This window comes from Nocardia violaceofusca NBRC 14427, assembly GCF_963869435.1.
Taxonomy (GTDB): Bacteria; Actinomycetota; Actinomycetes; order Mycobacteriales; family Mycobacteriaceae; genus Nocardia; species Nocardia aobensis.
The window spans coordinates 23863-36969 of the sequence record NZ_CAWMPM010000008.1 but is presented as its reverse complement, the minus strand read 5'-3'; the positions used below and the strand labels follow the sequence as shown (position 1 = coordinate 36969).

Below are 13107 nucleotides of genomic sequence, written 5' to 3'. Positions count from 1 at the left end.
CCTACTCTCCTCGAGCCGAGTCGGTCCCGGTGGGAGCCGGGGTGGCGGAAAGGTATCCGGCGGCCGGATCGTCGGCGGCTGCTTCGGGCCGCCTGCGCCGATACGGCAGAGCGGCGGCCCAGCCGACGGCCAGCAACGCCAGCAGTGTGCCGGAGCCGATGATCGCCACCCGGCGCGGCAGTGGGTCGGGGCGGCGGTCCGGGTCGGGCGGCGCGATGGCACGCGGCACCTGCGCCGCCGGTCCGGGTGGCGGCGGCAGCTGCGCGGTGAGGGCCGCCAGCGGATCGATGAGCCCGAATCCGACCCGATCGTCACGGCCCGCACCGGGATTGTGCGCGGTCCGCTCGATCCGATCGATCACCTGCGCCGCGCTCAGATCCGGAAATCTGCTGCGCACCAGGGCCGCCAGGCCCGAGACGAACGCCGCCGAGAAGCTGGTGCCGTCGATGGTCAGCGGCCCCTCGTCGCCGTGTTCGGTGTCGACCAGGCCGGTTCCGCCCGGCTTGCTGTCGAGCGAGATGATCGAGCGGCCGGGTGCGGCGACACCCACCCACGGGCCGTGGATCGAGAACGGCGAGGTCGCTCCGTCCGGATCGGTCGAGGCGACCGAGAGCACGTACGGGGAGAACCAGGCCGGGCTGATGACGGTGCGCACTCCGTTCCAGCCGCTGGTGTCGTTCTGCGCCGAGCAGGCGGCCTGGTCGAGATTGCCGGCCGCGGCGACCACGACGACATTGCGGTCGGCGGCGTATTTCACCGCCGCGCCCAGTGCGCCGTCAGCGGTTTCGGAACCCGCTGGGGTGCAGGACACTTCGGAGATGTTGATCACCGTGGCGCCCATGTCGACCGCGCGCACCACGGCGGCCGCCATCGTCAGTACATCACCGTATCCGCCGGCGGCGACCTTGCCGGTCTCGTCGTTGTTGCGGTTCTTCGCCTCGTACTGCAGGCTCAGCTGCCGGATGGCCAGGATCTGTGCCTCCGGGGCGACCCCGGAGAAGGCGTCGGAGGGGTTCGGACGTGCGGCGATCAAGCCGGCGACCAGGGTGCCGTGACCGTCGCAATCCTCGGTGCCGTCGCCGGCGGTGACGAAGTCGCCACCGGGCTGCAGGTCCGGCAGGCGTGGATGGCGGTTCACACCGGTATCGATCACAGCGACCTTCTGCCCGGCGCCGCGACTGAACTTCCAGGCTCGGTCCAGATCGAGAATGCGCTGCGGCAGTGGCGGATCCCGCGGAATCGCGCCGGTCAGATACGGTTCGGCGCAGACCGCACGCTTCTCGGTCTGGTCCGGCGGACCGTTCTTGGCGTTGACGGCCAGCGCCTGCCCGAGAGCGCCCTCGTCGATCGCCGGCGGGGCGACCGCGGTCGCGGGACCGCCCCCGAACAGCGACGCGCCGAGTACCGCCGCGGCAGCGGCCACGCGCAGCCCGCGAGCGGCCCGGCGAACGAAACCCGCTATCGGACAATCGTTTCCGTAGCGCAGCACAGTCATCGCCCGATCAGATGTTCCGCGCGGCCGAGTAGACGTCCATCAGCCGCAGCGACAGCGGCACGATGGCGATGATCAGCAGGTATTCGAAGATTTCGATCGCCCGCCGCAGCACCGGCGACACATCGGCGCGAGGTCCGAGCACACCGAAGGCGACCACCGCCGCGGCGACGATCAGCACCAGGCCCGCGCCGATGGCGCGCCAATCCTCGTGCGCCACAGCGGTACCCGCGATGACGGCCAGCGCCACCACGGTGCCGCCCGCGATCATCGTCGACGCCTGGGTGAGATCCGCGTACGCCCGGCCGCGCAGGCACAGCACCACCGCGGTGATCGCCGCCAGCACCAGCCCCTGCCAGCGCGCCTCGCCCAGCGGATCGGCGCCCAGGATCGCCCCGAAACCCGCTGCGAGCGTGGCGGCCACGAGAATTCCGGACTGGTACTGGTTGGCCGCCCGGGCGCGGCGCTCCAGTCCCGCCGCCGAGGGCAGTGCGGTCGCGCCGATGACGCCGATGTCGGCGATCGTCGGGCGGGGTTCGTGATCGGTGGGATCGATGGCGCCGCCGGCGGTCGGCACCGGCGGAACCGGCAGGCGCGCCGCGGCGACGGCGGCCCGGGGAGCCATCGTGATCAGCACCAGGCCGGCGATCAGCACGCCGACAGCGATCTTCGCGATGTCGAAGTCCCACACCATCCGTACGGCCGCGGCGACCGCGAGCACCGCGGCACCGGTGACCACCGCGGCGACCACGAGCGATCCGGCGCGGGTCATCGAATACAGTGCCAGCGCCACGACCAGTGCCGCCACCGCCGAGAACAGCAGGTGTGGCGACCCCACCCGGCCCGGGGTGAGCAGGCCCGCGCTCGCGCCCAGCAGCGCAATCGCGAACAGCGACAACACGATCGCCGTCGTGCGCTCGGCCGGATAGCGGCGCGCGACGATCACGGCGGCGCCGGCGGCGAGCACCCCCGCGCCCAGCGCGATGAATCCGTTCCAGATGCCGGTGCCCTTGCCAGACACCAGAACCGCGACCGCGACGAATACCGCGATCAGTCCGGCGCCCAGCCCCATTCGCCGCGCCGCCGTCGGCGACCAGGCGTTTCCCGATTCGGCGGTGAGCCGCGAGACGGCGTCGATCACATCGTCGAAGAGCGCGGGCGCCTCCTTGGCGGTCACCGAGCGCAACACCAGCAACTCACCGTCGAAAACCTCTGCGTCGGTGAGCGATTGGTGCGGCGGGATGGGGTCGCGGCCGATCCGCGCCAACGTCCAGTGCTGTGCGCGTACGGGCGCGCCCTCGTCGTGTTCGGTCAGGTCGGGATTGCGGGAATCGATCAGCTCGACCAGGTCGGTGATGTACGCCGCGACCGGCACGGTCGCGGGCAGGCCCACATCGAGTTGAGTATTTCCGCCGATCACCGACACTCGGCACAATTCCGGGTCAACGGCCCCCACGCCGCTGCTCGACGACTCGGTCACGGATTACAGAACTCCCTACGATTTTCGTCGCTGTATTGCGACGTTCCAAACTTAACCGAGATCGGCTGTCACGGCAGCCGGTATGCTGAGCGAGAATTAGCACATTCACGCGTTTAGGGGACTGTCCGTATGACCGGCAACCGCCAAGCACAACGCGCCTTCGATGCCGGCGTATTGTCATTGGGTATCGCTATCGACGGCCAGGAATCCACGCCCGATCTCGAATATGCGAAGCTCGCATTCCAGCGCGCCACCGAATGGGATCCGGGCATGTGCGACGCCTGGCTGGGCCGGGCCGCGGCCGGGGAGATCACCCCCGAGGTGGTGTTCAACCTCTACAAGACCAGCGGCTCCACCCTCTACCGCGAGCAGCGCCGGCTCGGCCTGGCGCCGCGGCAGCTGGCGGGCCGGTTCGTGGTGGGCCAGTACATCGACTATCCGCTGGCGGGGTACACCGAGATCTGGCTGGCGCAGGCGACCCAGCTCATCTCCGCCGGCGATTACGACGAGGCCGAGCAGGTGCTCGACGAGCTGGCCCGGCATCGCGCGGGCCTGCTGTCGCAACCCGATCAGGACCTCGACGACCGGATCTGCCAGTACGTTCGCGGCCTGCTGCACTACACGACGCAGCGCTGGCCGGATGTGATGACGGTGCTGGCCGGTTCGGCGGACTGGCAGGACTCCTACCTGGCCGCGGGCGCGCACGTGATGGTCGGCACGGCCTGTGCGCAGCTCGGCCTGTTCGGCGAGGCGATCCGCCGGATGGAGGCCGCCGAGAACGGCCCGATTCCGGCTGCCGCCACCACCGCCCGGTTCTGCCGCGGGTTGTGCCTGCGCGAGATGGGCCGTGAGGACGAGGCCCAGGCCCTGTTCGAGAAGGTGTTCTCGGAGGCGCCCGACTTCGCCGCGAACACGCAGGCCATGCGCGATCGCAAGTACCGCCTCACGGTGACCTCGAAGGAGCTGATCGACGCGCGCACCGACCGCTGGGATCCGGCTTCCGCGCCCACCGCCGAGCAGGTCGAGACCGAGGAGCGCGGCGACCGGGCCAAACGCCTGCTGGAGGTCGCCCGCGCGGAGCTGGACGAGCAGATCGGCCTGGCCGCGGTGAAAACCCAGGTGGCGAAACTCCAGGCCACCGCGCAATTGGCGAAAATCCGCGCCGAGAAAGGTATGTCCAGCGCGCCACGCGGACAACACCTTGCGTTCACCGGCCCGCCAGGAACCGGTAAGACGACGATTGCCCGAGTGGTGGCGAAAATTTACTGTGGGTTGGGTTTGTTGAAAACCGATCGACTGGTAGAGGTAAAGCGTTCGGATTTCGTCGGTGAACATTTGGGAAGCACCGCGATAAAAACGAATAAATTGATCGATTCCGCGATGGACGGAGTGCTGTTCGTCGACGAGGCGTACACACTCGTTCAGACCGGTCTGTCCGGTGGCGACGCCTTCGGCCGCGAGGCGGTGGACACCCTGCTGGCCCGGATGGAGAACGACCGCGATCGGCTGATCGTCATCATCGCCGGATACGACGGCGAGATCGACCGCTTCCTCGCCTCCAACGACGGTCTGGCCTCCCGCTTCGCCAAGCGCGTGAAGTTCGAGTCCTACACACCCGAGGAACTGGGCCGGATCGGTCAGTTCATTGCGAGCAAACGGGATTCGGAGGTCGCCGAGGATGCGCTGGAACTCCTGCAGGCCGCATGCCGCGAACTCTACGAGCGTCAAGTGGTGGACCAGAGCGGCGAGCAGCGACGCGCGGTGGACCTCGCCGGAAACGGCCGGTTCATCCGCAATGTGATCGAGGCCGCCGAGGAGGAGCGCGAATTCCGTTTGGCCACCGACGAATCCATCGATCTGTCGGCGGTGGACGAGACCGTGCTCATGCGGATCGAGGGCGCCGACATGGCCAAGGCGCTGGAAGGTGTGCTCGGCGGATTGCGCTGAGCGGCGGTGTGATCGCTACCGGCCGGGCGGCCGGTGACAATCAGTTGTTCTTGCCCGGCGGTGGGATCGGGCGGGCGCAGGCCATAGCGCTCGGGCCCGCGTCCGGGCACTGCGGCAGGCTGTCGTGACTCATCAGAGCGTCCTGCCGGGTCAGCGCCGGGCCCGCCGACAAGGCCTCCACGATCGGTTTCGGCGCCGGCTTCGGAGTCTTCGGCATTCCGAGGACCTTGGCGGTGTCGGCATCCGGGATTCCGTAGCGAATTCCGTTGTCCCCCACGTAGAACAGCGGGCCGTTGCTCACTGCACCCGGCTCCGCTCCGACCGACCGCACGAACTCCCCGGTGCCCGGGCGCAGATAGACGCCGTCGATCCGATCACCGGCGCCGTCCGCGGTCGCCGGGACGACCGGCTCCGCATCCGCGGGCAGCGGCAGCGCGCGGCCGGCCAGCAGCGTCACCGTGGCGCGCGGGTCGTCGGCGGCACGGGTCCACGACAGGCAGGCCACCGGATCCGCGTCGGGTGCGAGCACGGCCGGAACCTGCTGCGGGAAATCGTCTATCGGCAGCCGGTGCAGGACCGGAATACCGACGATGCGGTCCGGCGGGACAGTCGAGATCTCGTTCATATCTTGCGAATTCGCGTCGCGGATCAGACCCGCGGCGAACGGCGTGACTCGTTGTACGCCGTCGGTGAGGACCACGTACAACTCGTCGGCGTCCACGCCGTGGACCCTGATCACACCGCCCACCGGCACATCGGACAGCCTGCCCGGGCCTGGTGCGCCGTGCCCGCCGATCTCCGGAACAGTCAGCGGCGGAACAGGTTCGGTGGCGTCGAGCAACGCGCCGCCGATCGGGCGTGGGCGCTGGTCACGCAATCCGAGTGAGCGGATCAGAACGGAATCGCCGGGATCGATCTCGGCCCGCTTACCGTCGTAGACCAGAAAGGTCTTGCCGCCGTGGGTGGCCAGCAGCGCCTGATCCGCGCGCACCGGCACCGCGTGGGTACCGCCGGCCGGATTGTCCAGCGGCCCGGCGATCACCGTGGTGAGCGGCCCCGTCGCGGCGGCGCCGCCACCCGTCGAGGGCGGCAGCAGGTTGTCGCACATCGTCCAGGTGGACCGCCGGGGATCACCCGATCCGGACAGTGCGCCGGGCGCGCCGGGAATACCCAGCAGCGGACCGCGCGGCTGCGTCAATTTGCTGTCCTTGACCGAGGACGGGGAGGCGGCGGCGCCCGTGATCAGACGCGCCGAGGCCAGGTTGAGCACCGGATGCAGGGTTCCGTCCACGAGGACGTAGAGCGCGCCGGAGTCCTTGCCCATCACGATCTTCGAATCACCCACGGATCCCTGCGGGTGCAGGAAGGCCAGGATCGCGGCGCCGGCCACCCCCAGCAGGCCCAGCACGGCGCCGATCACCAGCGAGCGGAACTGGGTGCGCATGGGATCGTGCAGCATCCGCACGTCGCGCCGCACCAGGGCGTGTTCGTAGCGCTTGAGCAGGAACCGGTAACCGTTGACTTGGGCACGGGTGGTCAACTGCGCCGGCACAACCGCCTCCCGATACCCACTAGCTGATTCCGATGACCCGATTCGAGTGCGCGAACCGTATCCGGCCGCGCTTCGACAGACTAGCGAAGCCGAACGAGTTCGGTCCATTATGTGCGCATGAACTCCACCACGCGCGGAGATAAAGCCACACCGTCCGACGACGATTCATCCGACGCCCCCGAAACCGGCTCGAACGCAGCACAATTGCGCTCGACGGAATTCTGGCTCTTTCACCTTCTCCCTCTGCGTCTGGTGCTTCCGGTGCTGGTCACGGCGGCTGCGGGCGCGTTCGTCGCCAGGGTTTTCACCCCGTTGTGGTGGGTTCCGGTCGTCGTCGCCGCGGCGGTGACGATCGTCGGGCTCACGCCGATTCGCGGCACCTCTCTCGCACAATCCCTGGCGCGTGGAATTACCTTTCGTTGGCAATTGTTTCGTAATCGTTCCACCACCGTTCAACATTCGCCATTCAATGTTCCACTGGCCGAAGGCGGAAGTTACGGAATGCGCTGGGACGGTGACCGGCTCATCACCATGTTGCGGATCGACGCCCAGCCGCGGACGGTGACCCGGCTCAGCCCCAGCGGACTGCTCGGCGACGATATGCTGCCGCTCGCCGAGATCGCCCGCTGTCTCGATCAGTTCGACATCCGGCTGGCCGCCATCGATGTGATCAGTACCGGATCGCGCAGTGCCGGCACCGGTGCGGTGGCCCGCGCCTACGAGAGCATCCTCGGACCGCTGCCGGCCGTGGCGCATCGGACCGTCTGGGTCGTCCTGCGGCTCGATCCCTTGGCCAACGCGCCCGCCGTGGATCGGCGGGGCGGAGGGGCGGAGGGCACCTTGCGGTCGGCGGTCGTGGCCACGCGGCGGGTGGCCAACCGGCTCGCCGCGCGAGGTCTGTCGGCGGTCGCGCTCTCGGCGACCGAGATGAATCAGGCGGTCGCCCAGCTGACCCTCGGCGCGGCGCCGGAGGAGTTCGAGGAGACCACGGACAGCTTGGTCCACAACGGTTTTCACCACACCACCTACCGCATGACCCCCGAGGCCCTGGGTTCGCGCGGCATCGCCGAGGTGTGGTCGACACCGACGGTGACCTCCACGATCACCGTGCGGCTGCAGCGGGTGCCCGACACCACCGCGGCCGCGACCACCGATCCGTCGATCGCGGTGACGGCCACCGCACACTTCGCGACTCGCGACGCGCCGTGCCGGGTGCGCTCCGCTGGACTGGTTCCGCTGCCCGGAAAGCAGCGGCGCGCACTGCTTTTCAGCCTGCCGCTGGGCACCGGAGTGCCGGCGCTGCCGCTGGACAGCTACCTCGGACCGCCGGACGCGCTGGATCGGGTGCCGATGCCGATCGCCGGATGCGGACAGCTCATCGGGGCCGACAATTCGGGCCAGGGCGTGGCGCTGCCGCTGGTGAGCCGGCACGTGCGCCGGGTCGAGGTGATCGGCTCACCGCTGGTCGCCAAACAGGTGATCCTGCGCGCCATCGCATTGGGCGCGAGTGTTGTGGTGCATACGAATCGGCACGACGAATGGCGGCCGATGGTCGGCTATGTCGATATGCCGCAGGCGCTCACGCTCGCGACCTGGTCGGCCGGTTCCCAGCAGGCCAGTTCGTATCGGTTCGCGACCATGGTGGTCTTCGACGGTATCGCGCCGAGCGGGCACCACTCCGATGCCACGGTGATGGTGCTGCGCCAGCACGGGCCGGTGACCGACGGCTTCGAACCCGATGTGACGCTGATCGAGGACCCCGTGACCGCGAATATGGTCACCGTGCGCACCGAGAGCGGGGAGACCAGCGTGTACATGGTCGCCACGCCCGAGGAACTGCGATACGTGGGGGCGAATCCGGCGGTCCCGGCCTGAACGACGAAGGTCCCGCCCGATCTGGGACATCGGGCGGGACCTTCGTGGTGAAAACAGTTGCGGCTGTGCCGGACTCAGCCGCCGAAGCCGTTGGCGACGACCTTGTCCGCGGCGGTCGCGTTGTTCATCGCGGCGGAGACGGCCTTGGACAGCGCCGACACCTTGCCCATGGCGGTGCTGGGGTCGCTGTCGCCGTTGATGTCACCGAACTGCTGGTCCCACTTCTGCTTCGACTTCTGGAACGCCTCGAGACCGGCGTTGCCCTCCCACGCCTGGGCCAGCTTGGCCGCGCAGTCCTGCAGGTTGCTCGCCTCGGACTGCAGGTCCTTGTGGAAGCCGTTCAGCAGGTCGGAAAGCTCCTGGAGAACTGTTCTTTCGTAAAGCATGTCACTACCTTTCGTACGTGTGCGGTGGAACGGTTGTGCTGGATTCGCCTCAGACGCCGAGGTTGGTCAGACCGCCGGTCTGCGAGATGAGCTGACGGAACTCGTTCTCGTTCTCGCTCTCCAGGCCGGTGTAGGTCTTGTTACCGTGGCCGACTTCCTCGGTCATCTCGTTGAGGATCTGGTTCAGCTTGGCCGCTTCCTCGTCCCAGTCCTGGGCGGCCTTGTTGCACGCCGAGAACGCGTCGCCCTGCCAGCCACGCTTGGCGGAGTCGACCGCCTCGGTCACGCGGGCGATGGTGGCGCGGATGCGATCGACCGAGTTGGCCATATCGGTCTGCGCCTGCGAAGTACTCGCTGCATCGTTACTGATTTGCTGTCCGGCCATCGTCGGGCCCCTCTCTGTGTTTTCCGGTATTGCGGCGTTTTCCGGTCATGCGGTTCGGTGGTACAGGTGGTCACTGGCACGGGATTTCGCGAGCTAGGGCATCCACCTTCCCCCGGGCAAGGTGCCGATCAGCGCCGTAATCGCCTGTGCGACGCGATGATCGGATCCCGGCGTGAAGGTGGTCCACATCCGCTGGTCGGATGCGGCGCCCGGGCTGGCCGCGATCCGGCCCCGGGCGGTGTCGTACACCGCCACGGCGCCGGACGATCGGGTGGTGATGCCGTCGGCGTGGACGTAGGCGACGATCTCGGCGTGCGCGTGGCACTGCGACAGCGCCATGCCGAATTCGATCGCCGCGCGTTCGGCCACGTCCGAGCCGTACAGCGCCTCGGCGAATTCGATTGCCGCCGTGGCGTTGTCGAGACGCTGCGCGAGCTCGTCGGTGACAGCGCTGAAGCTCGCGATATCCGCGGGTTCGGCGGGACCGAGTACGTCCAGGACCGGGCGGGCCAGCGCCGCGCCGCCCTCGTCGGCCCAGACGGTGCGGACGTCGATCTCGTCACCGGTACGGACGGCGACCGCGTGCCCCGCGCCGCGCCGTACCACCGACACTCGGCGCACACCGGCCGCGGTGACGATCCGCGCCGCGAGTTCGGATTCGGGCCGGGCCAGAATCGACAGGGCCGCACCGAGTTCCGGGTCGACGTCGTCGTAACGGTCCACGAGTCCGGCACCGCGCAGCCCGCGCAACGCCTCGGCTCGCGCGGCGGTGAAGGCGTCGATCGAGTCCTGCCGCGGACCGACCGCGAGCACCAGCGGCAACGTCTGCACGCCGAGCAACTCGGCGACGGCCAGGACGGCGTCGTTGGTCAGGGTCGCCATGACTCTCCTTACGCGGGACTCGCGGTTCCGGTCGCGGGCGGCGCCTCGACACCACCGAGGACCGCTGGGGCGGCGGCGAATCCAGCATCGAACTCGAAGTCGCCGACGCCGGATGCGTCCGCCACCCCGGCCCGGGCGGTGCGTTCCTCCTCGGACTGCGCGCCGGCGGGACCGGCCGCGGCGGGGACCGCTTGACCGGCTGCCGTGCCGGTCTGCGGGGGCGAGGCCTGCAACGCGGTGAATTCGGTCGATTGCGTGACCCGGGCGACGGTCTGGACGCGGGTGCCGGTGAGGACGCGCGGCATCTCGAAGGCGGCCAGGTTCGGCATGGCGGGCATACCGGCGATCGCGGACATCGCGGGCGCCGATTCGGCGGCCACCGCGGCGGCTGCCTGCTCCCCCGCGAGGGCGTCGCCGGTGGCCAGCACCGGCGGCTCGAGCTGCTGCCACGGCATCGCGAGCGGTTCGGTGGCGGCCTCGTAGGTGCGCATCACCCGGGCCGCACCGGCTTTGGCGACGTCCTGATCGGCACTGATGTCGGCGGCGGCGCCGACCAGCGGCGCGCCCATCGCGGCCCCGATGGCCTGCACGGTGTGCATCGCCTGTTCCAGCGCCGCGATCTCCGCGATATGCGGCATCGCCAGCCGGGCCACCTCGTACGCCGCGGCCTGTTCGGCGGCGTGGGTGGCATTGCGCCCGGCGGCGGTCGCGGCGTCGAGCAGCCAATCCCGCATCCGCGCGATACGTTCCAGGACCTCGTCACTGCGGTCGGACTGCCAGTGGCCGCGGATATCGGAGACGATCCGGTCGTAATCCAGCACGGCGGCACCGAAATTCGCGGCCAGGCGCCCCCAGGCGGAGGCGGCCTCGGCCATCGGCACCGAGCCCGGGCCCGTCGTCAGCTCCCGCGCCAGCCGCTCGGTGGGTCGGGCTTCCCAGACCACCCCGGTGAAGCCGTCACCCGGCGGTTCGACCATGTCGTCGTGCCCCGATCAGGCCGTGGCGCCGAGGTCGGCGGCGTTGTCGCTGTCCATCCGGGACAGCCCGCGCGACTGCGCCCGGAGGGTGGCGGCCAATTTGCGCAGCTCCTGGACGCCGAGATGGCCGGACGAGTCGAACGACGCGCCGACCTCGGTCAGCGTCGTCGCCGCGCGCAGCGACACCTCGTCGACGCCGGGTGCGGCGACCGACAGCGCGGGAGTGTCGGCCTGCAGGCCCGCCTCCAGACGGTCGGCGAGTGCGTCGAGATCGGCGGCGGTACGCGCCGCGACTACGGGATCGAATTCCATCGCGAACTCCTAGAGGGTGAGAGCTTTGTCCGGTGGCTCGGTGTCCGGGGTGGTGGTGACCGCATCGGCGGCGCCGACCACGGGAAGGGAGACTCCGGCGATATCGCCCACGACGTCGTTACCGTGGGCGGCCGTGACGAGCTGACCGCGCACCGCATCGCTCGCGCTGCCGGAATCCGAAGCGGCGCGGGCCATTCCGGCGGCGCCCGCTCCGGGCGTCATCGGCATCATGCCCGGACCGCCGGTCGTGCCGGTCGAGGCGATCGCGGACTCGGTGCCGGCGGTGACGGCCGCCTCCGTCATGATCGACGGGGTGCGGGCGGCCTGCAGCGGCGACGACATCTCCGGTGCGCCGGCGGCCGGAGCGCCGATTCCGCCGGGTGCGCCGGCTCCGGATGCGGTGGCGGCCGGAGCTCCGCCCGACGGCGGAACCGGCGCCGCGATCGGTTTCGCGGCGCGGCCGGTGAGGTTCGTGGCCGCCTGCGCGCCCGCGCCGCCGACGGCGGACAACGATTGCACCATCTGCAGTGCCTGCGAAACATATTGCGTCGCAGAGCTCGCGGCGCCGCCCGAACTCGACGCGCCGGTGGCCGGCGACATGGCGGACGGGGTAGCGCTGAGCCGGGACGTGGTACCGGCCACGGACTTCAGCGACGACTGCGGCACCGGCACCCGCTGCGCGGCGACATTCGAGACCCCGTGCGGCACATTGGTGATCTTGACCTTCTGCCCCGTGTGCGCCATCTTCGCGCTGTGCGCGGTCAATTCGACTCGCGTCTTGGTGACCACGGCGAGCGCCTCGGCCAGCGTCTGCGCCGACATCGCCAGCACGAACACCTGCCCCGGCGGGGTCACGATGAACGGGGCCGCCGCCGCGAGCGTGGTCAGATACTGCGAGGTGATGCCCGTCATCAGCGCATTGCCGGTGAAGACGCTGCCGGCCGCGGCGGTGGTGCCGAGCGACATCTGCGCCCCCTGCCCCGCCACCGCGGTTCCGTCGGCGGCCGCCTGGGTCGATGTGGCAGCCGCCGACAACGCGCCCGCGCCCTGCCACAGCGACATCGCCGTCTGTATCGCCGTGATGCCCAGCTGAACGACGGTCTGCAAGACGGCCGACACCTGGGAGAGCACCTGCGTCGGATCCGCGCCCGAGCCGAGTTTGCCGGTTCCGAAACTGCTGGCCAGATCCGTGATCGGTTTGGTCAGCGCGTGCAGGTCGAGCACCGGCAGCGGCGGAAGCTGCGGCAGCGGCGGGGCCGGCGGCAGCTGCGGCAGGCCCGGCAGCCCCATGTCCCGCAGTACGTCGTTGACCGGCCGGTCCACGATCGACCCCATCGCGCTCTGACGCAACAGGTCGACGATCGACCGGTCCAGGCCCGGTTCCATCACGCGCGACCGATTCCGCCGAGCAGGTCGGCGTTGTCCTGGTCGGTCGCCGCGTAGGTGGCGGCACTCTGATGCGCGGTGACCGCGGTTCCGGCGTGCACGGTTGCCAGCTCCACGACCGAACTCAGGTGATTGGCCTGCGCCAGCGCGTATGTCGCGAGAAAGTCCTGACCGATCAGTCCGAAGACCGGAACGGCCGCGGCGATCGCCACCGCCTGGTTCACGGTGCCCGCGGAGAGTGTTTCGGTGGCCATCGCGGCCGCCGTGTCCCCGTAGCGACGGATCGCCTCCGGTACTGCTACCAACTCGCCCATCTGAAAGCCCCTGCCCGGTAAGCCGATTCGCGCTCGCGTAACCGGCGGATCGAACATCTACCGAGCAATTGCAACAGGCGACGACGTAGATTGGCACGCGCGCAGCTTAAGAACGCGTT

At 69.5% G+C, this 13107-nt stretch carries 12 protein-coding genes; 2 read left to right on the top strand and 10 right to left on the bottom strand.

Annotated features, from left to right (window positions below; genetic code table 11):
• Position 1: 1 nt before the first annotated feature.
• Together mycP and eccD are read right to left on the bottom strand one after the other, a co-directional pair.
• Positions 2-1495 (bottom strand): type VII secretion-associated serine protease mycosin, encoded by a 1494-nt coding sequence (gene mycP / locus AC5592_RS08030; RefSeq protein ID WP_084506465.1) that lies wholly within the window; start codon positions 1493-1495, stop codon positions 2-4.
• A 7-nt stretch (positions 1496-1502) separates the two neighbouring features.
• Positions 1503-2972, bottom strand: coding sequence for a type VII secretion integral membrane protein EccD (eccD, locus tag AC5592_RS08025; protein ID WP_063063846.1), 1470 nt, complete (start codon positions 2970-2972; stop codon positions 1503-1505).
• A gap of 129 nt (positions 2973-3101) precedes the next feature.
• Between eccD and eccA the strand changes: the two genes are divergently transcribed.
• A complete protein-coding gene (gene eccA, locus AC5592_RS08020; RefSeq protein ID WP_063063845.1) occupies positions 3102-4919 on the top strand; it encodes a type VII secretion AAA-ATPase EccA in 1818 nt (605 codons plus the stop codon).
• 40 nt (positions 4920-4959) lie between these two features.
• On the opposite strand, the gene eccB is transcribed toward eccA, so the two are convergent.
• Positions 4960-6471 (bottom strand): type VII secretion protein EccB, encoded by a 1512-nt coding sequence (eccB, locus tag AC5592_RS08015; protein ID WP_063063844.1) that lies wholly within the window; start codon positions 6469-6471, stop codon positions 4960-4962.
• 117 nt (positions 6472-6588) lie between these two features.
• On the opposite strand from eccB, the gene eccE reads away from it, so the two are divergent.
• Positions 6589-8346 (top strand): type VII secretion protein EccE, encoded by a 1758-nt coding sequence (gene eccE / locus AC5592_RS08010; protein ID WP_063063843.1) that lies wholly within the window; start codon positions 6589-6591, stop codon positions 8344-8346.
• Positions 8347-8420: 74 nt separating this feature from the next.
• Here eccE and AC5592_RS08005 read toward each other — a convergent pair whose 3' ends face one another.
• The 7 genes from AC5592_RS08005 to AC5592_RS07975 all read right to left on the bottom strand — a co-directional run bounded on the left by AC5592_RS08005 (position 8421) and on the right by AC5592_RS07975 (position 12988).
• Complete coding sequence (locus AC5592_RS08005) at positions 8421-8732, bottom strand: WXG100 family type VII secretion target (RefSeq protein WP_036498239.1); 312 nt, start codon at positions 8730-8732, stop codon at positions 8421-8423.
• A gap of 49 nt (positions 8733-8781) precedes the next feature.
• Positions 8782-9117 (bottom strand): WXG100 family type VII secretion target, encoded by a 336-nt coding sequence (locus tag AC5592_RS08000; RefSeq protein ID WP_030513428.1) that lies wholly within the window; start codon positions 9115-9117, stop codon positions 8782-8784.
• A 93-nt stretch (positions 9118-9210) separates the two neighbouring features.
• A complete protein-coding gene (locus AC5592_RS07995) occupies positions 9211-9999 on the bottom strand; it encodes an ESX secretion-associated protein EspG (RefSeq protein ID WP_063063841.1) in 789 nt (262 codons plus the stop codon).
• Between the two features lie 8 nt (positions 10000-10007).
• Positions 10008-10976 (bottom strand): PPE domain-containing protein, encoded by a 969-nt coding sequence (locus AC5592_RS07990; protein ID WP_036498237.1) that lies wholly within the window; start codon positions 10974-10976, stop codon positions 10008-10010.
• A gap of 15 nt (positions 10977-10991) precedes the next feature.
• The gene (locus tag AC5592_RS07985; RefSeq protein WP_036498236.1) at positions 10992-11288 is read right to left on the bottom strand and encodes a PE family protein; all 297 of its coding nucleotides are present in this window, start codon (positions 11286-11288) and stop codon (positions 10992-10994) included.
• 9 nt (positions 11289-11297) lie between these two features.
• Positions 11298-12677: a hypothetical protein gene (locus AC5592_RS07980; protein WP_198163786.1), complete on the bottom strand. Its 1380-nt coding sequence runs from the start codon at positions 12675-12677 to the stop codon at positions 11298-11300.
• Positions 12674-12988 carry a type VII secretion target gene (locus tag AC5592_RS07975; RefSeq protein WP_036498234.1) on the bottom strand — a complete coding sequence of 105 codons (315 nt, stop codon included), beginning with the start codon at positions 12986-12988 and terminating at the stop codon, positions 12674-12676. Before AC5592_RS07975 ends, AC5592_RS07980 begins: the two co-directional genes overlap by 4 nt.
• Positions 12989-13107: the final 119 nt, after the last annotated feature.